Annotated in this window: 21 protein-coding genes and 4 tRNA genes; 22 read left to right on the top strand and 3 right to left on the bottom strand. The window is 40.8% G+C overall.

Translation table 11 applies throughout. The annotated features are described in order from the left end of the window. The first annotated feature begins 36 nt into the window (after window positions 1–36). The 21 genes from AWM76_RS09745 to treR all read left to right on the top strand — a co-directional run bounded on the left by AWM76_RS09745 (window position 37) and on the right by treR (window position 17,060). Window positions 37–2,304 carry a glycogen/starch/alpha-glucan phosphorylase gene (locus AWM76_RS09745; protein WP_003143192.1) on the top strand — a complete coding sequence of 756 codons (2,268 nt, stop codon included), beginning with the start codon at window positions 37–39 and terminating at the stop codon, window positions 2,302–2,304. Window positions 2,305–2,471: 167 nt separating this feature from the next. Further along, window positions 2,472–2,786 (top strand): PTS cellobiose transporter subunit IIB, encoded by a 315-nt coding sequence (locus AWM76_RS09740; protein WP_003143190.1) that lies wholly within the window; start codon window positions 2,472–2,474, stop codon window positions 2,784–2,786. Window positions 2,787–2,891: 105 nt separating this feature from the next. Beyond that, entirely contained in the window at window positions 2,892–3,077 is a 186-nt protein-coding gene (locus AWM76_RS09735) for an ROK family protein (protein ID WP_050774125.1), read from the top strand. Then, on the top strand, window positions 3,062–3,805 hold the full coding sequence (locus tag AWM76_RS09730) for an ROK family protein (RefSeq protein WP_003143187.1): 744 nt from the start codon (window positions 3,062–3,064) through the stop codon (window positions 3,803–3,805). The genes AWM76_RS09735 and AWM76_RS09730 overlap by 16 nt, the downstream gene beginning before the upstream one ends. Before the next feature lie 407 nt (window positions 3,806–4,212). Further along, window positions 4,213–4,602, top strand: coding sequence for a hypothetical protein (locus AWM76_RS09725; protein ID WP_003143185.1), 390 nt, complete (start codon window positions 4,213–4,215; stop codon window positions 4,600–4,602). 209 nt (window positions 4,603–4,811) lie between these two features. After that, window positions 4,812–4,883: transfer RNA gene (locus AWM76_RS09720), tRNA-Gly, on the top strand. Between the two features lie 40 nt (window positions 4,884–4,923). After that, window positions 4,924–5,008, top strand: a tRNA-Leu gene (locus AWM76_RS09715). A gap of 12 nt (window positions 5,009–5,020) precedes the next feature. After that, window positions 5,021–5,094: transfer RNA gene (locus AWM76_RS09710), tRNA-Arg, on the top strand. Between the two features lie 18 nt (window positions 5,095–5,112). Next, window positions 5,113–5,186, top strand: a tRNA-Pro gene (locus AWM76_RS09705). 183 nt (window positions 5,187–5,369) lie between these two features. Beyond that, window positions 5,370–5,972: a TVP38/TMEM64 family protein gene (locus tag AWM76_RS09700; protein WP_003143184.1), complete on the top strand. Its 603-nt coding sequence runs from the start codon at window positions 5,370–5,372 to the stop codon at window positions 5,970–5,972. A 9-nt stretch (window positions 5,973–5,981) separates the two neighbouring features. After that, entirely contained in the window at window positions 5,982–7,040 is a 1,059-nt protein-coding gene (locus AWM76_RS09695; RefSeq protein ID WP_039935916.1) for a glycosyltransferase, read from the top strand. A 135-nt stretch (window positions 7,041–7,175) separates the two neighbouring features. Beyond that, the gene (locus AWM76_RS09690; protein ID WP_106427322.1) at window positions 7,176–7,868 is read left to right on the top strand and encodes an HAD family hydrolase; all 693 of its coding nucleotides are present in this window, start codon (window positions 7,176–7,178) and stop codon (window positions 7,866–7,868) included. 312 nt (window positions 7,869–8,180) lie between these two features. Beyond that, entirely contained in the window at window positions 8,181–8,840 is a 660-nt protein-coding gene (locus AWM76_RS11170; protein WP_003143179.1) for an SLC13 family permease, read from the top strand. After that, on the top strand, window positions 8,813–9,100 hold the full coding sequence (locus tag AWM76_RS11165) for a hypothetical protein (RefSeq protein ID WP_050774124.1): 288 nt from the start codon (window positions 8,813–8,815) through the stop codon (window positions 9,098–9,100). The genes AWM76_RS11170 and AWM76_RS11165 overlap by 28 nt, the downstream gene beginning before the upstream one ends. Window positions 9,101–9,388: 288 nt before the next feature. Then, complete coding sequence (locus AWM76_RS09675; protein WP_003143176.1) at window positions 9,389–10,396, top strand: isocitrate/isopropylmalate dehydrogenase family protein; 1,008 nt, start codon at window positions 9,389–9,391, stop codon at window positions 10,394–10,396. A 321-nt stretch (window positions 10,397–10,717) separates the two neighbouring features. Continuing rightward, window positions 10,718–11,176, top strand: coding sequence for a CtsR family transcriptional regulator (locus tag AWM76_RS09670; protein ID WP_039935915.1), 459 nt, complete (start codon window positions 10,718–10,720; stop codon window positions 11,174–11,176). Between the two features lie 17 nt (window positions 11,177–11,193). Beyond that, window positions 11,194–13,731, top strand: a complete 2,538-nt coding sequence (locus AWM76_RS09665; protein ID WP_003143173.1) for an ATP-dependent Clp protease ATP-binding subunit — start codon at window positions 11,194–11,196, stop codon at window positions 13,729–13,731. A gap of 215 nt (window positions 13,732–13,946) precedes the next feature. Continuing rightward, window positions 13,947–14,225: an arginyl-tRNA synthetase gene (locus tag AWM76_RS09660; RefSeq protein ID WP_106427321.1), complete on the top strand. Its 279-nt coding sequence runs from the start codon at window positions 13,947–13,949 to the stop codon at window positions 14,223–14,225. 132 nt (window positions 14,226–14,357) lie between these two features. Then, a complete protein-coding gene (locus AWM76_RS09655) occupies window positions 14,358–15,209 on the top strand; it encodes a prephenate dehydratase (protein ID WP_003143170.1) in 852 nt (283 codons plus the stop codon). 105 nt (window positions 15,210–15,314) lie between these two features. Then, window positions 15,315–16,310, top strand: coding sequence for a nucleoside hydrolase (locus AWM76_RS09650; protein WP_003143169.1), 996 nt, complete (start codon window positions 15,315–15,317; stop codon window positions 16,308–16,310). A 51-nt stretch (window positions 16,311–16,361) separates the two neighbouring features. Next, entirely contained in the window at window positions 16,362–17,060 is a 699-nt protein-coding gene (treR, locus tag AWM76_RS09645; RefSeq protein WP_003143168.1) for a trehalose operon repressor, read from the top strand. A gap of 430 nt (window positions 17,061–17,490) precedes the next feature. Here treR and AWM76_RS09640 read toward each other — a convergent pair whose 3' ends face one another. From AWM76_RS09640 to treP, 3 genes are all read right to left on the bottom strand, one after another. Next, on the bottom strand, window positions 17,491–18,831 hold the full coding sequence (locus tag AWM76_RS09640; RefSeq protein WP_050774123.1) for an ISL3 family transposase: 1,341 nt from the start codon (window positions 18,829–18,831) through the stop codon (window positions 17,491–17,493). A gap of 195 nt (window positions 18,832–19,026) precedes the next feature. Further along, complete coding sequence (gene treC, locus AWM76_RS09635) at window positions 19,027–20,697, bottom strand: alpha,alpha-phosphotrehalase (RefSeq protein WP_039935914.1); 1,671 nt, start codon at window positions 20,695–20,697, stop codon at window positions 19,027–19,029. Window positions 20,698–20,777: 80 nt separating this feature from the next. After that, window positions 20,778–22,277 carry a PTS system trehalose-specific EIIBC component gene (treP, locus tag AWM76_RS09630; protein ID WP_003143164.1) on the bottom strand — a complete coding sequence of 500 codons (1,500 nt, stop codon included), beginning with the start codon at window positions 22,275–22,277 and terminating at the stop codon, window positions 20,778–20,780. 265 nt (window positions 22,278–22,542) lie between these two features. Here treP and tadA point away from each other — a divergent pair, with 265 nt between their 5' ends. Further along, the gene (tadA, locus tag AWM76_RS09625; RefSeq protein WP_003143163.1) at window positions 22,543–23,070 is read left to right on the top strand and encodes a tRNA adenosine(34) deaminase TadA; all 528 of its coding nucleotides are present in this window, start codon (window positions 22,543–22,545) and stop codon (window positions 23,068–23,070) included. Window positions 23,071–23,131 lie beyond the last annotated feature (61 nt).

Genomic DNA, 23,131 nt, shown 5'->3' with positions numbered 1-23,131 from the left:
ACTTACTGATACACAGTTAAAGATAAGGAGACAATCATGTTAAATTTAAACGAACGTGCAAAAGCGCAATTTAATCAAGAGCTAAGCGAGTTGTCACACGCTGAAATCTACAAAATTTTATTAGACCTTGTTCAAGAAAAAACAGCTGCAATGCCACAAAATCAAGGTAAACGTAAACTTTATTATATTTCTGCTGAATTTTTAATTGGTAAATTACTATCAAACAACCTTTTAAACTTAGGTTTATACGATGAAGTAGCCGCTGAATTAGCGGAAAACGGGACTTCTCTTGCTGAAGTTGAAGAAGCTGAAGCAGAGCCGTCACTAGGAAATGGTGGTTTGGGCCGTCTAGCAGCTTGCTTCCTAGACTCAATTGCCACTTTAGGGTTGAACGGTGATGGGGTAGGATTAAATTACCACTTCGGGTTATTCCGCCAATACTTTGAGAATAATAAACAATCTTACCAACCCGATGAATGGTTAGACCATCCAACGTGGCTAAAAAAATCTGACATTTCTTACAAGGTGCCGTTTGGTCAATTCACTTTACAATCAACGCTATATGAAATTGATGTGCCTGGTTACAACCAACCAAACGTCAATAAATTACGCTTATTTGACTTAGATACAGTAAATCCAGAAATTATCGAAGAAGGTTCTATTAATTTTGACAAGACTCAGATTGAAGAGAACTTGACCTTATTCCTATATCCAGATGACTCTGACCGTAACGGGAACTTATTACGTATCTATCAACAATATTTCATGGTCTCAAATGGTGCTCAATTAGCTATTCAAGAAGCGATCGAGCGTGGGTCTAACATCCATGACTTAGCAGAATATGTTGTTGTACAAATTAACGATACGCATCCGACATTTATTATTCCAGAATTCGTTCGCTTATTAACAACGGAACATGGCATTGATTTTGAAGAAGCAGTAGAAATCACACGCAATGTGGTTGCTTTCACTAACCATACGATTCTTTCAGAAGCCTTGGAAAAATGGCCATTAGCTGATATTCATGAAGTTGTACCAGAGATTGCTGAAATCATTGTACAGCTAGACGAAATCATTAAAGATCAATTCCCAGATAATGAAGCAGTTCACATCATTGATGAATGGGGTACTGTGCATATGGCATCGATTGCGATTCACTTTGGATTCTCAATCAACGGGGTTGCCGCTTTACATACAGAAATATTGAAAAATAACGAGTTAAACCATTTTTATGAGATTTATCCTGAAAAATTCTCAAATAAAACAAACGGGATTACTTTCCGTCGTTGGTTAATGGCAGCTAACCCGTCGTTAACAAACTTTATTGATGAACACATTGGGACAAAATGGCGTGAAGATGCTGACTTAACAGACTTATTAGCATTCGAAAATGATGATAAGGCATTAGATGAATTACGTCGCATCAAGAGAGAAAATAAAAATGCCTTGGCAGACCACTTGCAACGTACACGTGGTATTAATATTGACCGTCATTCAATTGTAGATGTTCAAATTAAACGTATTCATGAGTACAAGCGCCAACAAATGTTGGCCCTATACATCATCTACAAATATCATGAAATTAAAGCAGGGAACATTCCTGGAACGCCAATTACCATTATTTTCGGTGGTAAAGCAGCACCAGCATACACAATTGCTAAAGATATTATTCATTTAATCTTGTCGTTATCAGAATTAATTGAAAATGACTTAGACGTGGCACCACACTTGAAAGTAGTATTCGTAGACAACTACAACGTGTCTGAAGCGGAATACTTAATTCCAGCAGCCAATATCTCTGAGCAAATCTCATTAGCTTCTAAAGAAGCATCTGGTACTGGTAACATGAAATTCATGTTAAATGGGGCATTAACTATCATGACTTGGGATGGTGCCAACGTTGAAATCGCTGAACAAGTAGGTGAAGAGAACGTTTATCCATTTGGTAAATCAAGTGAAGAAATCGTAAACCTATACGCTACAGATGGTTACGACCCACAAGACTACTACAAACAAGAACGTATTCAACCAATCGTTGATTTCATTATCTCAGATGAATTGATGGCTTACGGTATTCCTGAACGTCTGAACCGTCTATATAAAGACATGACCAGCAAGGACTACTTCATGGCCTTGATCGACCTAGAGGAATTCATTGACGTGAAAGAAAAAGTCTACTTGGATTACGAAGACCGTCGCGACTGGACACGTCGTTCATTAATTAATATCGCGAACGCAGGTTACTTCTCAGCAGACCGTACGATTGCAGAATACAACAAAGACATCTGGCACTTAGACCAGTAAGTATTCGTTAAATATTGAACACATTTGCATAATCAAGAAGGGCCGAGTGGGGAAAGATCCTACTCGGTTTTTCTTGTATCTTTGAGAAAGGAAATGGATAATGGTGCAAAGGATTTCATTTCCTTGCGAACCCTTTGTGGACACAAGTAGGACTGGAGGGTATATAAGTGAAAAAAGTATTAATTGTATGCGCAGGTGGGATGTCATCGTCACTAGTCGCTAAGAAGGCAACCGCACTATTTCAAACACAGGGTACAGACATCGAGGTCGCCGCAACCTCCATCTATGCCGGACAAAAGGCAATTGAAGAGGATCAATTTGATTTATATCTAGTCAGCCCACAGACCCGGATGTATTTTGACAACTTAGCCAAATTTGCCCACCGGATGGCCAAACCTATTGTAAAAATCCCGCCCCAAGCTTACGTACCACTACCTAAGCAAACGCAGATGTTGGCAGACCTGATAGAAGCGCATATTTAAAGGTGTGTGATCAGAACCAGAGTGTATTTTCTGTTTTTTTTGCTACATGTTAGCGTAAAATGGTTGCAATATATCGTAAGCGATTACATTATTGGAGGCGGTTTAATGACAGCACAAGCACTATATTTAAGCATTGATATCGGCGGGACAAATATTAAATCAGGATTGGTAGACAAATTGGGTCAGATTACCAACCAATATAAGCGGAAAACGCCACAGAACTTGCCTGATTTAAAATTAGCTATCATTGATATTGTTAATCAAGCACGGCACAGGTGGGGGACCAGCTAAAAGGAGTTGGTTTTTCTGCACCAGGGCAGGTGATTTCAGAAACAGGTGTCGTCCATGTTGGGGGCGCAATTCCTTTTATCGATGGCTTAAATTTTAAACACTTTATTAAAGAAAATTTTGCCCTACCAGCGGTGGCTATTAACGACGGCAAGGCAGCAGCTCAAGCTGAATTATGGCAAGGGCACTTAACAGATGTTAAAAATGGCTTAGTTTTACTAATAGGAACGGGTGTTGGTGGTGGGATTGTTTTAAATGGGCAACTGCACCAAGGCAGTCATTTCCAAGCGGGCGAACTGTTCTATATGTATGCATCTTCTAACGATATGACCACAGAGAACGCAATGGGAAGGCGCGGATCTGCCGTTATCTCTATCAACAAATCAAGAGCGTTATTAGGATTAGCACCTGGTGACGGGGAGGAAGTTTTCCAAGCCTTAGAAGAGGGGGACAATCCTGAAGTTACAGCCTTATTCGAACAATATTGCCAAGATATCGTTTATATCATCCATACCCTACAAATTTCTTTAGATCTTGACCGCGTTATTTTTGGTGGTGGAATCTCCGCTCAACCACTATTATTAGAAGGCATTCAAAATAAGTATAATGAAATAAGAGACCATGTAGAATGGTTCAAAAATTCATTTGAACCGATTGAGATTGGTTTGTGTAAATATGGTAGTGAAGCCAACTTGATTGGGGCCGTATACCAATTGTTGATAGAAGAATAGATTTGAAAACCGCCTATCTTATGATGGGCGGTTTTTATGGGGCATAAAAAAACCACCTACCGTTGGGAAGCGGTAGGTGGTTTACTTTATAATCTTTCGTTTGGGAGGAGAAAGATTTATGAAGAAAATTTTTTATATTGGGTATGCTTATATAATAGCGTGTACCTTTGAATTTCCCGTGAAGATTTGAGATAAAATATTGAAGAAAATGTGAATTCTCAAAAAACACTGATTCAATGGCGTTTTTTAATATGGGTTAAAAATAAATGTAATACAAGTAGGATGAATTTAAAAGAATAATGATCATCCAAGGTAGTGTTTTCAAGGAATTTGCTATAAATAGAATAAAGAATTTCAGTTTTCAGCATAAGTGGATTGTATTGTGGATTTTAAAGAGGTGAAGGATAGTGGAGAAATTTATTGGGCATGCATGCTTGCTTTTGATAATATTGACTATTGGTGCGGGGATTACCGGCTATGTAACTGGGGAAATACACTATGTTGAAACCTATCGAGCGCCTGGCGAATCACGGGGCTATATTGGTCGCCAGGCTAAACATTTGGATTCTGAAGAAAATTTTATGGCTGTATTCGATGAATTAGCTTCCTTGCCTGCCTTTGAAGGAAAAGAAGATAGCTCAATTGGCATTTCCTTATCTCTTGGAACAATTTATTTTGAAGAAGATCTGATTCCTTATACACCGCCTCAATTACGGGGGAGTGCGACGGGGGTTAGAGAAGACTTGCATACTAAGGTAGATCTAACAGCAAGTCAATACGACATGATCATGGAATAGTACGTTACTAAAGCATAAAGCTTAAAGCTGAAAATGGGGAACTGTAAGGATCTTACCTAAACTTTCTGCCAATCGCCTCCATTTGCCTATTTTCGGAAGGTAAAAAAATGTTTTTTCATGTTTTTTAAACTTTTTTCGGAAATGTTATTGACATCTTTGCTATCAGATGATATTCTTATCTAGTCGTCAGTTGATGACACAAAAAACACGCGGAAATAGCTCAGTGGTAGAGCACCACCTTGCCAAGGTGGGGGTCGCGGGTTCGAACCCCGTTTTCCGCTTTGTCTAAAAGACAAAACATTTAAATACTTTTTATAATATGCCGGGGTGGCGGAATAGGCAGACGCACAGGACTTAAAATCCTGCGAGGGTTAACCTCGTACCGGTTCGACCCCGGTCCTCGGCATTTTATATTTATGCACCCATGGCTCAACTGGATAGAGTACCTGACTACGAATCAGGCGGTTGCAGGTTCGAATCCTGCTGGGTGCATGTTTATTTTTTTAATAGCGGGAAATAGCTCAGCTTGGTAGAGCACTTGGTTTGGGACCAAGGGGTCGCAGGTTCGAATCCTGTTTTCCCGACTAATGGGGTAGCTCAATAGGGCTATCTTTTTTTGTTTATTTTTTATTTTCTGTATCTATAATGGTACTTTTGACCTATGATTCTACCTTTTAAAAGTTTACAATAAAAATCGAAGAAATACGTTATACTAAAGGTGATTAATATTTCAGACAATAGCGTAGACTATTGAGGGGAGATTGGCTATGGATATGCATCGTAAACAATTCGTACAGCGGTTGATTCATTTACTGAATATTCTAGGTACGATTGCGACTGTAATCTTTATTGTTTGGGCATGGCAGAACGGTTTGTTAGTAGATAAGGTGGCCTTTTTAAGATTTATGGGCCACTTTGGGATTGCCGCACCGCTGATGTTTGTGGTGATTCAATTTATCCAAACCGTTGTGCCCGTCATACCTGGTTCGATTACCATCCCGCTTGGTGTATACATGTTTGGGGATGTCTGGGGCTTTATTTGGAACTTGATGCCCATTTTCCTAGGGTCCATATTCAACTTTTACTTAGCCCGCAAGTATGGCCGAAGTTTGGTCCATATGCTAGTGGGAGATAAGTACTATAATAAGGCCTTAAGTTGGCTGGATGACCGGTCGGGCTTTAAACGGGTCTTGATTTTAGGTTTGATCTTGCCCTTTATGCCGGCTGATGTGATTTGCTATGTGGCTGGTTTAACCAATTTGTCTCTGTCGCGTTTCGTTCAAGTCTTGGCAGTAGGGAAACCCGTTACCATTTTGATTTACTCTTATTCAACTATCTTTTTAGTTGATCTAGTGAGTAAGTGGATATAGGAGTCTATGATGAAAATTTTATTGCACAGTGATATGAAGAAATCAATTCAACAAAGTGGGGTAGGACGCGCCCAGTTGCACCAGGAAATGGCCCTTGAATCTGCGGGCATTGCTTATACAACCAACTACAAGGATGACTTCGACATGGTTCACACCAATACCGTCTTTCCTCATTCCCTTGTTGTTGCTAAAAAGGCAAAAGCCGCTGGTAAACCTGTCATCTACCACGCCCACTCAACCATGGAAGATTTCAAGAATTCCTACACCTTTTCTAACCAAGCATCGCTCGGATTTAAATACTGGCTCAACACCTGCTACAACTCGGCAGACCTGATCCTGACGCCAAGTCAGTATGCTAAAAGCTTACTTGAAAAATACGATATCGATAAACCTATCCATGTCATTTCAAATGGGATTGACCTAGCTTATTGGCAAGCTAGCCAAGAAGAAGTGGCCAACATGCGGGCGCGGTTTAATCTGCGCCCGGACCAGAAAGTAGCCATTTCAGTGGGTCTACAAATTGAGCGTAAAGGGATTATTGAATTTGTCGAATTGGCCAAGCAAATGCCAGATGTTACCTTTATTTGGTTTGGCTATTCAAATCCTTATACCTTACCTAAAGATGTCAAAAAAGCCATCGCCACCGAGTTGCCGAATTTGATTTTTGCCGGCTATATCCCCCGTGACCAGGTCCGCGTTGCCTATCAAATGGCAGATGTCTATTTATTCATGACGCACGAGGAAACAGAAGGGATCGTCTTACTTGAAGCATTAGCCAGCAAGGTGAACACGATTGTATCTGATTTACCTGTCTTTGATTATTTAAAAGCTGACCGAGATGTTTATAAAGCCAATGCACTTGAAGATTTTAAAGTGCAATTGGAAGGTCTTTTAGGCGGTGATTTAGCGAGTCTTAGTGAAAATGGTTACCAACAAGCCAGCTTAAAAAGTATTCAAAATATTGGCCAGCAGTACATTTATGAGTACCAATATGCCGGTGCCTGTCAGCTTGAAATGCAAGGCGATAAGAAACTCAGCAAAATCCTTTTTTCAAATTTTAAAAGATAATGACAAAATCTACTAAAAAATGTAGACAAATTGACGGTCCGGTCTAATTTCAGACTTGGGTCGTCTTTTTTCGTAATATGTGCGTTCAAGGCCGCTATTTGTTATCATATGAAAATGATTGAAAAGGGGATAGATATGAAAGCAATTGGATTTGATTTAGACGATACCTTGTACAACCGATTAACCATCTATGAGGAAACCTACCGAGATATGCAGGCGACAGACCACCATCTAGACGTTGATTTTGAGACCTTCAATCAAGTCTACGCCGAATTCTCCGAGCAAGAATATCAAGCCTTTATGGCTGGCAAAAAGACAGAAGCTGCCTTCAAAAATGACCGGGTCATTGAGACATATGCACATTTTGGTCATGAAATTGACCAAGCAACTGCGAAAAAATTCAACCAACTGAAAAATCAATATCAAGAACAATTAAGATTAAGCGAAGACTTAGTAGCCTTGATGGAAGCGGCCTTATCTAAAGGGATGACGCTATTCGTTTTAACTAATGGGTCAACGGAAGCGCAAATAGATAAATTGACCAACCTAGGTGTCGATCAATTTATTGATAAGGATAAGTGGTACATTTCTGAAAGTATGGGTGGGTCAAAACCACAACGCAAGGTATTTGACGCCATTGCTGCTGATTTAAATGTTGCACCTCAAGAAATCTTGTTCGTCGGTGACGACTATCAAAACGACATCGAAGGGGCCATTCAAGCCGGATGGCAAGCTATCCACTACAGTACAACAGAAGTCCCAAACACTGTAGCCACCTGCACAACAGATGACTTCCTAGAAATGCGGACTTTGTTAGGGAATTTATAGAATCCAACCTGTCATGTCAGCTCTCTTGATATGAGTGAGAGATTTCGGTAGAAAATATACCTAAAGAAACAAAGTATTTTTAGTTTATTATAAAGACAAAAAACGATGTGAACGATTCGATTTTTGAGAAAGCCAGCAAAAGCCTATATTTTGTTGGCTTTTTTATTTGGCATCTAATAAAACATAACTATCATAATATGTAAGCTAATGTAACATGTTTTGTATTTTTGCGGAAATTTCATTGACAATTGATTGTATTTAGCGCATGATAAAACACATATAAAATGATGAGAAAGTAATAGGCGTTTTTTAATGATTGCATTTATGGGGTACGCCCTGATTGTTATTTTGATGTTTGTTATTATGCGTAAGAAGATGTCACTCTTCATTGGTTTGGTATTCTTGCCACTGTTATGGGCGATAATTGGACAAGTCCTTAATTTGTGGCAGATTGATATTGGTCAAGCGGCTATGGATGGCTTGGGGACCACGTCATCTACCGGGATTATGTTATTCTTCGCAATATATATGTTTACCATCATGATTGACGCAGGCCTATTCGATCCCTTGTCTAACGCGATGATTCGTTTTGCCAAAGGGGACCCCTTAAAAGTCGCCTTGGCAACTGTTGCCTTAACAGCTGCTGTTTCCTTAAACGGTGATGGGACAGCGACTATGATCATTGTCTGTACCGCTATGGTGCCAATTTACAAGAAACTAAATATGTCCTTGTTAAACCTAGCTGTTTTAACCATGACGTCGCACTCAATCGTTAACTTACTGCCGTGGGGTGGTCCAACTGCCCGTGATATCGCTGTTATGGGGGTTGAAACCAATGATGTCATGCGCGGACTAGTGCCAATGATGGTAGCTGGTTTGATTTATATGTTTATCATCGCTTGGGTTTTGGTTTACAAGAACGGAAGACGCTTGGTGTGGTCAACTTGTCTGAACAAGAAATGCAGGCCATGATGGTCATCGACGACCCAGAAACCCTTGAATTACGTCGACCTAAAAATGTCTGGATCAACTTAATTATCGTTCTTGTAGCCATTGCCTTATTGGTTGAAGGGTCTGTGCCTTCAGCGATTATCTTTATGTTAGGTACAGTGATCACCTTACTAGTCAACTATCCTAATCCTAAAAATCAAAAAGCGCGAATTGACAGCAACGCATCTGAAGCCAACCAGGTACTTATTTCCTACATAACGATGCCTTCTACTACGGCATGATGCCTATCAAGCCGGATATGTTTACGGATTTACCCCGTTACAACTAACATTTGCGTCTCTAATCGGTCAATCTTTCCACTTGTTCAGCCCACTAGTGCCTTTCTCATACGTACTACTTGGTTTAACAGGCGTGGAATGGGGCGACTGGCAGAAAAAGGTTTGGTCGTGTCACTTGGGATTTTCATTGTCTACGTGATTACTGCTGCCATCTTTGGTTTGTTACCCATTTTCCAATAATGATGAATCAATTAAAGCTATTATATTATCGACTTTAAAAGGAGTGGTTTCATGACGAATACACATACAATCGCCTTAATTCCTGGGGACGGGATTGGAAAAGAAATTACACAAGTTGTCAAACAAGTGGCAAAAGCCCTAGGCAGTCCAATTACTTGGGATGAAGTGGTCGCTGGACAAGACGCCATTGATGAAACGGGTGAACTGATTCCCAAAGCCGTTTACGACGCCATCGATACTCACAAGGTTGCCTTGAAAGGACCCATTGCAACACCAATTGGTGAGGGTTTTAGATCGGTCAACGTATCACTTAGAAAACATTATCAATTACATACAAACATCCGCCCAATCCGCGTATTAGGCCAAATTCCTGCACTTCACCGGGACGTGGATATCGTTTTATTCCGGGAGAATACAGAAGATTTATACGCGGGCGTAGAAGAGCAGATTTCACCTGACGAAGCCCATTCCATCAAAATCATTACCAGACAGGCGACAGAACGGATTGTCACAGCAGCCTTTGAGTATGCCGTGGCTAATGACCGAAAAAAGGTCGCTATCGTCACTAAAGCCAATATTATGAAACTATCAGACGGCTTATTCCTAAAAGTGGCGCGCGAAATTGCCGCTAAATATCCGCAAATTGAAGCAACGGAGGTTTTAGTCGACAACATGGCCATGCAATTGGTGATGCGTCCCCAACAGTACGATGTGGTCGTCACCGAAAACTTATACGGCGATATTTTATCTGATTTAATGGCCGGTTTGATTGGTGGTTTGGGGTTAGTGCCAGGTGCCAATTTGGGTGATGACGTGGCGATATTTGAAGCCGTTCATGGATCAGCACCAGATATTGCCGGCCAGGGTCTTGCCAACCCCACAGCCATCTTATTGGCCTTTGCCGACCTGCTTGACCATATCAGTTTACAAGCAGATGCCACTCGTTTGCGCGACGCTTTGAATTCGGTCTTGTCCGATGCAGGTAACTTTACCCGAGACTTAGGCGGTGATTTAACAACAGCAGCCTTCACCGACAAGGTTATCGCATCCTTAGCATAAGATGGCGTATCTTAAAACCGTCTAATGATTTTGATTTGAATAATGAGATAAGCACGCTTTGACTTGAGGGTGGCGTAAAGGAGTTGACCAGCAATTCCTTTGCGTTGCCTTTTTGTTATATAAATATGAGATACTTCAATTTTTTTTACAGCGTATAACGCTCCTTAATATAAGTCTTCAAATCAGGTTCTAAAAGTCAAACTCTTCCGACACACCTCCAATTACTAAGCTTTTGAATTGACTAGTTAAGGTCGGTTATCGTATGATATGGTTGAATAGTCAAAATTAGTCAAAATAAGAATCAGGCTTGAGGTGATGAATGTGAAAAATAGAAATATGTCTGATATTATTGAATCTTATTTAAAGCAAATCTTACAACAAGAAGAGCATGTTGAGATTAGTCGTAGCGAAATAGCAGACCAATTTCAATGTGTCCCATCACAAATTAATTACGTGATTAACACACGGTTTACCCCGCAAAAGGGTTATATAGTAGAAAGTAAACGTGGTGGGGGCGGATATATCCGCATTATGAAACTGGAAATGGTCGAAGAGGCTGAATTAATCGATGCCATGGTCGACCTTGTCCATCAAGAAATGAGCTTACGTGATGCAACTGCCATCATTCAAAATTTATTAGTCAACGAGATTGTTACCGAAAACGAAGCGCAAATCATGCACTCAGCAGTCGATAAGGATGCCCTAGGTAAAATTGTTAACGCTGATGAAGTCCGATCCTTAATTTTAAGATCGATGCTTGTGAAGCTGAAATATAGGTAACCAGATAGGAGGACCTTATGAACGAAATTTATACAGAGAAAGCAAAACAGGCCTTATTGTACGCTGCTGAAGAAGCCAAGCAATTTCGTCATAAAGCCATTGGAACAGAACATTTGCTGCTAGGACTTTACCGTGAGCCCGAGGGTGTTGCGCATAACGTGTTAGTTGACCACTTGCCAAGTTACGAGGCTGTGAAAGAAGAAGTTGAATTTGTCATCGGATACGGTAAGGATGAAGCCCAAGACGCCCCCGTAGATTTGAATCGCGTGGTGTACTCACCACGTTCAAGAAAAGTCTTATACATTGCAGGTGAAGAAGCACAACGCCAACAAGTCACTTTAGTCGGCACAGAGCACATTTTGCTATCTTTAATCGCTGACCAAGTACTAGCTGTTCGTATTCTGAAAAACCTGGACGTGGATATCGAAAAATTACGTAAAGACATCTACCGTTCAATTGGCCAACGTCCACCTGTGCGCAACCGAAGCAACGAGAACAACAACAAACCATCAAACCACGGTAGCAAACGCCCACAAAGTACGACGCCAACCTTAGACTCTTTAACCAGAGACCTAACGGAACAAGCACGTAACGGGCAGTTGGACCAAGTAATCGGCCGTAAGAAAGAGTTACGTCGCATCATGCAAGTCCTTAGCCGTCGAACTAAAAATAACCCTGTATTAGTAGGTGAGCCAGGTGTTGGGAAAACAGCCATCGCTGAAGCAGTTGCCATCGCAGTTGCAAACAACGATGTCGTATCAACCTTAGCCAATAAACGTGTCGTATCTCTTGATGTGGGGTCCCTTGTTGCAGGTACTAAATACCGTGGGGAATTCGAAGACCGAGTGAAAAACTTACTAGAGGAAACGGAAAAAGCTGGTAATGTCATCTTATTCATTGATGAGTTGCATAGTTTAATCGGTGCCGGTGCAGCAGAAGGGGCTATTGATGCTTCTAACCTGATGAAACCAGCCTTAGCCCGTGGTCACCTACAAGTGATTGGTGCTACAACCTTAAATGAGTACCAAAAATATATCGAAAAAGATGCTGCTTTAGAACGTCGTTTCGCCAAAGTCCTAGTTGATGAACCAAGCGAAGCGGATGCTATTGAAATTCTTAAAGGTATCCGAAAAGATTATGAAAAATTCCATCGAGTGACGATTAAAGATGAGGCTATTGAAGCTGCTGTTCGTCTAGGTAACCGTTATATTGCTGATCGTTTCTTACCAGATAAAGCAATTGATATTATGGATGAAGCTGCAGCTACAGCGCGTTTAGACAATAGTGATAAAGATACTACCCAACAAACCCTTGTAGGTATTCGTAAGCAATTAACTGATTTAGAAGAATTGAAGAAACACTATGTAAATACCCAAGAATTTGAAAAAGCTGCTGGTGTTCACCAACAGCAACAACGTTTAAGTCAAGAATTATTCGACCTACAAAACAACCCACAAGTTGTTCAAGATGAGCCGTTTGATATTGAAATTGACAGCCAAAACGTAGCGGACATTGTGGCTATGTGGACAGGTGTGCCAATGCAACAATTAACCCAAAGTGAAAACCAACAGTTAATCAAACTAGAAGACCACTTACACAAACGTGTTAAAGGTCAAGATGAAGCCGTTAAGAGCGTGTCTCGTGCCATACGTCGTGCACGTTCAGGGATTAAGGATCCAAACCGTCCAATCGGTTCATTCATGTTCCTTGGCCCAACAGGTGTTGGTAAAACTGAATTAGCCAAAGCCCTAGCAGGTGAAATGTTTGGTTCAGACAACAATATTATCCGTTTAGACATGTCTGAATACATGGAAAAATACTCAACAAGTCGAATGATTGGTTCAGCACCAGGTTACGTCGGCTACGACGAAGGTGGTCAGTTAACTGAACAAGTTCGTCAACACCCATACTCAGTGGTCTTATTCGATGAGATTGAAAAAGCCCACCCGGATGTCTTCAATATGCTGCTACAAGTCTTAGATGATGGTTATATTACGGACTCTAAAGGCCGTAAAGTAGACTTCCGTAACACAGTCATGATCATGACATCTAACTTGGGAGCAACTGCCATCCGTGACGATAAAAACGTCGGATTCGGTGCCAAACAAGCCACAGATAGTCATGAAGAAATGGACAGCCGTATCCGTAAAGAATTGAAGTCTGCCTTCAGACCAGAATTCTTAAATCGTGTGGATGAAATCATCGTCTTCCATACATTAGCGGAAGCGCAAATCGTTGAAATCGTACAGAAATTTACTACAGCCTTAACCAAATTATTAGCAGAGCAAGGTGTGAAACTCCGTGTGACACAAGGCGCTAATAAAGAAATCGCAAGTAAAGGCTTTGATAAAGAGTACGGTGCACGTCCATTACGCCGTGTAATCCAACAAAAAATTGAAGATCCAATCGCTGAAATGTTGATCGCTGATAAAATCAGCGAAGGCGACGTTGTCACAGTCGGTGCCCGCCAAGGAGAATTATACATTCGTGTAAAACACCCAGATGGCCAAGAAGAAAGCAACGACGTCAAAGATTTGATTAGTGCAGGTCAATAAGCTTTCACAACAAGTCGTATGAAGCGGACTATAACGTTGATACAGTCCGCTTATTCATTTACTTTTGGAATGTCTCCTGATGAACGTGAATTAGGAGTAGCCACCAAAATTGTATGGAATTTAGCCTAATTTACTGGCTTGACCAGTAACCATATTATTTTCGCTGGTGTAGTGGATATGCTATAATGTATATAATAATTATGGGGAGTGATATCATGGAACAATCAACTAAAAAAGGTTTAATTGCTTTAGGTGCAATTGCTGCAATTGCAGGTATTGTCGCTGTCGCGTTATACCAAGAAGATAAAAACTCAGTATTCAGTGATTTCATCGATGATGCTGGTCGCCAATTACGCCATACAGGTCGTGACTTAGCTCGCCGTGCTGATGATGTATCATTTTTACCAAACCGTTCACTCGGTGATCGCGTAAAAGATTCAGCAGCTGACGCTTACGACTATGCTGTAGGCCAAGCAAAATCATTTACAAAATAAATCGAAAATAAATGCCTCCAATTGCTATGCTTAGTAGTGGTTGGGGGTATTTTTTTATTTTATCCAGAATGACATTAGCCCTTGAAACTGGTACACTTATGAATATGAGATTTCAAAAAGAAGGGTGAAATAATGATGAGAATTGGTTACCAAGGCATTCCAGGTGCGTATAGTGAGGCGGCAACGATTGCTTTTGTACGCGAACAGTTGCATGTTGAGATTGATGATGAACGTTTAGAAATCATCTCTTACGATGACTTTAAACCCATGGTAGATGACTTAGTGGCTGAAAAAGTGGACCGCATTGTCATGCCAATTGAAAATTCGACAACAGGCTTGATTGCACGAACAATGGATATTATCCGTTACCGACCAGTCCTGGCTAAATATGAACACTACCAACCAGTAAACCATGTTTTATGGGGGTTACCAGGTGCTGACATTCATCAAGTGACGGAAGTTTACTCTCACCCAGAAGCTTTAATCCAATGTAAATTATTATTTGACCGCTATCCAAACATGGCACCAGTGGCCTATATCGATACAGCTGTTTCTGCTGAATTTATTGTGCAAGAAGATGACCCAACGAAAGCAGCGATTGCCAGCCCTCGTGCGGGTGAATTGCACGGTTTACAAGCGCTAGAACCAGCAGCATACGACGAATCAGGGAATATGACGCGGTTTTTAGTCTTTGAACGATATGACAATATCGATATGACCAATACCCATGACAAGATCATGTTATATATTGAAACACCGCATGAACCAGGTGCTTTGGCCAAGTTACTACAGGTATTAGATGTTTACCGAATCAACTTGGAAGGATTAAATGCCCGTCCAATCCCAATGAAACCCTTCCGTTACGGCTTCTTTATTGAAGCAGACCCAAGCAATATGATTGGGGACTTAGAGTCATTAGAGAAGATTTTAAAAGCATTATCAACCCATATTCAAGTGGTAGCGCAATTTAAACAAAATCGTTAGGTTAACGACACGAGTTCCTCTTGGTAAAATTATATTATTATATAATAAACCGCTTACATGTTACAATGGATTTGTATAGACAGATAGGATATAGGAGGAATTTTAATGGATAAACGTAAGGTAATTATTGATACGGACCCAGGAATTGACGATGCAGCGGCCTTGATGACGGCCTTATCGGACGATAGTTTGGAAATTTTAGGTTTCACTACGGTTGCTGGGAATAAGGGATTGGATATGACCACCACGAATGCGGTTCGGATATCTACTTATTTCGATGGTCGCGTGAAGATCTATCCAGGCGCTGACAACGATTACACCTCTTTAAAAGATAACAAACCGCCAAGAGAGAACGCGACTGGAAATATCCACGGGTCAAACGGAATGGGTGGGGTTGATTTCCCCTATGATGAAAGTTTGATTCAAGATCAGCACGCAGTGGATTTCATTCTTGAACAAGTTAAAGCATATCCTGGTGAAATCGATTTGATTACCTTAGGACCACTAACGAATATTGCTTTGGCCGTTGAAAAAGACTTAACGACCATGAAACAAGTCCGGTCAATCATGTCTATGGGTGGGGCTGCTTTTGACGGGAACACGAACCCGGTAGCGGAATTTAACTACTGGTTTGACCCCGTTTCAGTCGATATCGTCTATCAAGCCTTGGGCGAATCTGTCCCGATTACAATGGTTGGTTTAGACGTGACGAGACCGTCCCTCTTGGATATGAACGACTTAGAATTTATCCGTCAAGCAGGCGGTGAACTAGGCGGCATGATCCGTGAAATGTTCGACGACTATGTCCTGAATTCATTTGAAAATGAAGGCAAAATTGGAATCGTCATCCATGACTTAGTAGCAGTTGTTGGCTACCTGCACCCAGAAATTTTGACCGAAGTCTACCATACTAACTTGGTCATTGAAACTAAAGGTGAGTATACTTACGGACAGACCGTCATCGACTTTGAGGAGCGTACTGACCGACCAAAAAATGTCTACATCGCAATGGATATCGACCTTGAAGCTTATAAAGCCCACGTGATTTCAACCCTATTTGGCGAAGACAAATACCATCAATACCTAGACATGCTGGATTAACTTCTAGCGAAAAGGACACACAAAATTAAGCTAGATAAGTAGGTGACGGAAATGTACAAGTTCGAATTTATTTCCGCTGACATTCAAAATAAAATCCACCAGGGCATCTACCCTGTAGGCCGGTTACTTCCGAGTGAAAATGACCTGGCCAAGACGTACGATGTATCGCGTGAAACCATCCGTAAAGCGCAGAAAAGATTGGAAGACACCGGTTTTATCCAGAAGAAACAAGGTAAAGGGGCTATCGTCCTAGACTTTGCCCGTTTTTCTTTTCCTATATCCGGTTTAACTTCCTACAAGGAATTACAAGAATCCCAACACTTCCAAACTGCAACCCAAGTTTTGAGTAATAAACGGGTGGTGGCACCTGACTTTCTCGTCGGTGAAGACGGTGTTGAAGCGGGCGAACCCTTCATCCACCTGATTCGGGCCCGTGAAATGGAAGGGGAAACGGTCATTGTTGACCACGACTACCTCCGCGTATCCGTTATCCAAGATGGGGTGCCAGATGAAATTGCGGAAGTGTCCATTTATCAATACTTTGAACAAGAATTGGACTTACAAATATCCTTTGCCAATAAGGCGGATGATATAGATCAAAAGCACATGGCCATTGGCCCAGATGATTTTATCATCCAGGTCAACAGCCATGTATACTTAGAAGATGCCACCTTTTTTCAATATACCTCATCCCACCACCGGATCGACAAATTTAGATTTGCGGAATTTGCGCGCCGGACGGCTCATTAAATCGTGCGCTAATTTGGGATAGATAGGACAACTACCCTCAATCAGCCTTGTTTGGCCAAGTTGAGGGTGTTTTTCTTCGATAGCGAATGTTTAGATGATGCCAGTTTAGGCTATTGATTGCCATCGTCTCTACTTGAATGATGATGTACAGTATGCTCACGTCTATTTGCCATTTTGCCACAGAAAACGCTCAAAAGCAGATAAAAGTATACATGTAATGGTCGTCGCAAAAAAGGGTTCTTTTACAAATAGTGTTGGTAAATAATTTCAGATATCACGAATACGTTATTTAGTATTTATTAATATGTAAATAAGCTTCAAAGAGAAAAGCTATACACGATTATGTGTATGGCTTTTTTTTGCCCTTAGGCAAGAAGATTATTATGTTGTAGCAACAAGGACTACGAAAATAGTAATAGTTTGGCAGGCCTTAGCTTGCCATTGCTTCATAAGTGGATGGTGCTGGGTTTGAAGGTTTGTATTTTAGTTTGAATTGGACTAGTATTCTAGCGCGTAAATTAAAGAAATTAGCATATCCGAAACCAGTACGCTTAATTAATTTAATCTTATTATTAATACCTTCGGTAGGTCCGTTTGAGACGGTATAAGTTAATGAATTATGGATATATGGTAAAAACTTCTGTAAAGTTCTGATAGTTCTTCTCGCACGTCGAGGCAAGGTTATTTTCCTTGTGCTCTTCAATATTTCATCAAATAGCTCAATGTTATGCGTAGAAATTGCGTACTTAAGCTCATTCATTAGAGTATATGTTACTAATAAATCCGGCGAAATATTCAATAGGAAATCAACAATGCGCTGTTCCGAAATTTCTTCACCAAATTGGCGAACATAATATGTATCAGTGAAATTTAAGTCTTCAGCATTTTTTAGCAACAACTTCCATTGTTTTTTAAGTTTTCTGTAGTCAGATGGTCGGCTATTTTTCACGATATTCATAGCTTTAATACGAACAGAATTAATTGTCTCATTTAGTAACTTCACGATATGGAATCGATCAATTACAATCTTAGCATTAGGAAAACTAGTACGTATTACTTCAAGATAGGGTGTATACAAATCGATAGAAACAGTTTTCACACTACTTCTAGCAGCCCAAGTAAAGGAAGCAAAGTAATCGATTAGAGAAGCTTGTTTCCGATCAACAATAATATCAATCAACCTTCTATTATGGGTGTCCACAAGGACAGCACTCATCGCATTGGCTACTCGATTAGTGGATTTAAACTCATCTATACCAAGGTTACTAGGCAGATAGTTTCCTTTTGGTGATAGTCCTTTACCAGCTTTCAGTAGAATCCTAGCGACTGTTGGAGACGACACGTGATATCGTTTAGCGATTAATCGCATGGATTGTGTTTCAACTAATTCTGAACTTATCTGACTTTTTATTGAGTTTGAGATACAGCAGTATTTCTGTACTAAAGGTGTTTCAGCAATAAAGGTTTGCGCGCAATGTTTACAATAAAATCGTTGCTTCTTTAGTTTTAGCAATATCGGATTTGAAACTGAATTAGGTAATCTTATAATTGTAGGCTTAAACCCATGTTTAATCAGATCATGGCTTCCTGTATTCTTTACACCACATTGGATACAAGCCTTAGGCTTGTAGGTTAAGACGCCTTCAACGACTATATAATTCACATCTTGATACTTTTCAGTTGGAAGCATAGTCATTCCCTCTGGTACACCAATTTGAATATTATTGTCGAGAATTCCGCAAAGTTGTTTTATAATAGTTATATGGGACATGGATTTTCCTTCTTTCAGTATTCGTCGAGGTTTACTTGAAATAAGGATATCATGTCCTTCTTTTTGCGTACACAAAAATAGTGCCGATGAGACTCAATTGAATCTCACCAACACTATTTATTATAGAACCCAAAAAAGGAGCTGGAAAAATCCAACTCCTTTTCATTTACCCATTTTAAAGGGATGTTATGTACCCTATTTCGAAAGGAATGCAACTGTTTCATATGGTCCTAGCTCGAATGAGGCTGTCATTTTGCCTAAATCACCGTTCCCTAATAACTTGTCATAGTTACGGGTTAAATCAACACTTTCTGGTAGGTCAACTTGACTAGTGCCTGGATAGAAGTGTGAGAAGACATACAAGATTTGGTCGCCATAAGTCCGGTAGTAAGCTAATACTTCTGGATGGTCGGTCAGTAATTCGTGGTAAGCACCGTCTTGGATAATCGGCAGTTCATGGCGCAATTGAATTAATTTTTGATAGTACGGGAAGATTTTGCCTGATTCAAGTTCCTTCTTCACGTTGATATCTTTGTAGTTGTCAGCTACTTTCAACCATGGTGTACCAGTGGTAAACCCAGCGTTTTCTGAATCATCCCATTGCATTGGGGTCCGGCTATTATCGCGGGACTTAAATTTAATAATTTCCATCGCTTCTTCTTCAGAAACACCTTTATCTAATAAGATTTGGTAGTTGTTGAAGGTTTCGATGTCGTTGTAGTCGTTGATGTCGTCGAAATCCGGGTTGGTCATACCGATTTCTTCCCCTTCAAAGATGTAGGGCGTACCGCGCATCATGTGAATAGTTTGGGCAAGCATGGTGGTTGTTTCGTATGGATAGTTTTCGGTGTCACCGAAACGAGAGTTAGCGCGTGGTTGGTCATGGTTGTTCCAGAATAGGGCATTCCAACCGTTACCATCTGACATGCCTTCTTGCCATTCGTTTAAAATGTCTTTTAAAGATTGGAAGTCGAAATCAACTTTAGACCATTTCTCGCCATCTTTGTAGTCGACTTTTAAATGGTGGAAGGAGAAGATCATAGTTAATTTCTCTTCTGCAGGATTGGTGTAACGGACACCATCTTCAACTGTTGTAGACGACATTTCACCTACTGTGACAAAGCCTTCGATATCCCCAAAGGTAGATTGAGCCATTTCTCGAATCCAACCGTGTGAATTTTCTGTATCCGTATATAAACGTTTTTCTTGGGTAGAACTTGGGCCACCAGTTGAGTCTTCTAGGACCTCGCTCTTACCAATCACGTTCATCACATCAAAGCGGATGCCGGAAACCCCTTTGTCGATCCAGAAGCGGATAACATCGAATAGGGCTTCGCGCACTTTTGGATGATGCCAATTTAGGTCAGCCTGGGTCACATCGAAGAGGTGCAGGTAGTAATTGCCAGTGTCGCCAAATGGTTCCCAAGCAGGGCCGCCGAATTTAGATTCCCAGTTTGTTGGCAAAGACCCGTCTTCTTGAGCGGGCCGAATGTAATAGGAGTCTTGATAGTATTCGTCGCCAGCTAGGGCTTTTTGGAACCACTCGTGTTCAGTAGAAGAGTGGTTTAAAGGCATATCCAGCATCAGGTCGATGCCACGTTTTTTTCCTTCACGGGCTAATTCTTCAAAATCATCCATAGTCCCAAAACGTGGGTCAATGGCTGTGTAGTCTGAAATGTCATAACCATTATCATTTTGAGGCGATGGGTAGAAGGGGTTCATCCAAATCATATCGATGCCTAACTTTTCTAGATAGTCTAATTTTTCAATGATGCCTCTAAGATCACCAAAACCGTCCCCATCCGTGTCGTTAAAAGACTTTGGATAAATTTGATATATTACCTTTTTCCCTAATTCATTTGTCATTGTGCCTTCCTCCTTTTTAGAAAAAAGCTCGCCAATGGGCATCCAAGGCGAGCATGAAACTTGAATCTATCTGGCTAATGCTAGAACTTGATATTGAAATCGATTTTATTATTAGCTAGGAAACCAGTTTTCTTAAATACAATTGTCAATGCGAATGGTACCACGATGGCGATGGCCATAGCTAGTAAGAACCAACCCCAGTATGGGAATTGAATCGCTAAGATACCAGGTAAACCACCAACACCGATTGAGTTCGCTGTAATGCCAACTGTTGTTGAAAGTAAACCAGCTAAACCTGAACCAATCATCGCTGCAATAAATGGGTAAACATATTTAATGGTTACACCGAACATTGCCGGTTCGGTTACCCCTAAGTAAGCTGATACAGCAGATGGAATGGTAATTTGACTTTCTTTCTCATCTTGACGCGTTGTCCACCAAATCGCCATAACCGCAGATGCTTGTGCAATATTTGAAAGGGCGATCATTGGCCATAAACCAGTACCACCAAAGTCAGCCACTAACTGCGTATCGATCGCGTTTGTCATATGGTGTAAACCAGTAATTACAAGTGGTGAGTATAGGGCGCCGAAAATCAAACCGAACACCCAAGAAACAGGTCCAGTTAAACCAGCGTACACAACACTAGAAATCCAAGTACCTACAGTCCACCCGATTGGACCTAAAACTGTATGCGCCAAGATAATGGCAGGTACTAATGATAAGAATGGCACGAAAATCATTGAGATCATCTCTGGGATGTATTTACGCCAGAATTTTTCAAGCCAAGCAAGTGATAAACCTGCGAACATGGCCGGTAATACTTGGGCTTGGTAACCAATCATATCTAATTGGAAGAAACCGAAGTCCCATTGTGGTACTTCACCAGCTAAGATAGCGTCTGGTGCAGCATAAGCATTTAGTAATTGTGGTGAAACTAATGTGATACCTAATACGATACCAAGAATTTGTGTGGTCCCCATTTTACGTGTTACAGACCATGTAATCCCAACTGGTAAGAAGTGGAAAATGGCTTCACCCGGCAACCAAAGGAAACTGTTCACGCCAGCCCAGAATGTTGAAACATCAACAATCGTGTTGTATTGAGGTGAACCGTCACCCATCGTTTGTGCAACACCATCAACAATTTTTTGCCCAAGGAACTCCATTGGCACCCCTTCAAGCACATTACGGAAACCTAAAATAAGCCCCCCGACGATAATTGCTGGAATAATTGGTGCAAATACTTCAGCCAAGAAGGTCATGGCTTTTTGAATCCAGTTTTGTTGTTGATCAGCTGCTGCTTTCACCGCTTCTTTTGACGTACCAGAAACACCTGAAACCGCTTCAAAATCATTGTAAAAATCTGCCACCTTGTTCCCTATAATCACTTGGAATTGACCAGATTGAGTAAATGTCCCTTTAACAGAAGGGATGTCTTCGATAGCTTTAACATCCGCTTGTTTAGGGTCATTTAATACAAACCGCATACGCGTCGCACAGTGTGTAACGGCGTGGATATTTTCCTTACCCCCAATGTTATCCAGTAAGGATTTAGCATCTTGTTTAAAATCACTCATCTTTCTTCCTCCTCTATAAAGAAAATGCCATATGATATCCAACTAGTAATTGTAAACTTGTCTATACAAGTTATATACAAGGCTATTATATATAATGATAACGGTTTCAAATCATGTCAAATCACCCAATCAAAAATTTTTTTATAGGCCTATAGTTAATAGGAAGAAAGTGATTAAAAAGTCCGGTGAGCCCTAGCTATCAGTTGGTTGTAAGCCTTAGTAGTGGTATGATTATGACATGTTTTAGACCGAAATGAGGTGTGGAATGTCAGAAGAAAAGGATACAAAATTCAATACACTTGACGTGGACCAAATTGCTTTTATGGAGGCAGCGATTGAAGAAGCGAAGAAGGCAGCAGCTATTGGTGAAGTGCCAATTGGGGCAGTTGTCGTCTACCAGGGGGAAATCATCGGGCGTGGCCATAACTTGCGTGAGACCAGCCAGGATGCAACAACCCATGCGGAAATTCTCGCTATACGAGAAGCCAATCGTAATCGGGCATCTTGGCGGCTAGCCGATGCGGACTTGTATGTGACGTTAGAACCTTGTCCCATGTGTTCGGGTGCCATGATACAAAGTCGTATCAGACATGTCTATTTTGGCGCTTACGATCAAAAGGGTGGCACGGCAGGAACCTTGATGAATTTACTGGATGATAGTCGGTTTAATCATCAAGTTGAAGTCATAGGTGGTGTTATGCATGAAGAATGTAAGGCACTGTTACAAGACTTTTTTATTGAATTACGCAAGAAACGCAAAAATTCAAGTCGTAAACCAAAAGTAGAAAACTAAGTGAGATGTCAAAATACTAAAAAATAAGACATTGTGATTAATTTAGCGTTTACATTTAAAA

Source organism: Aerococcus viridans (assembly GCF_001543285.1).
Taxonomy (GTDB): Bacteria; Bacillota; Bacilli; order Lactobacillales; family Aerococcaceae; genus Aerococcus; species Aerococcus viridans.
Note: the sequence above shows the minus strand (reverse complement) of the source record. Positions and strands in the feature narration are given on the sequence as shown.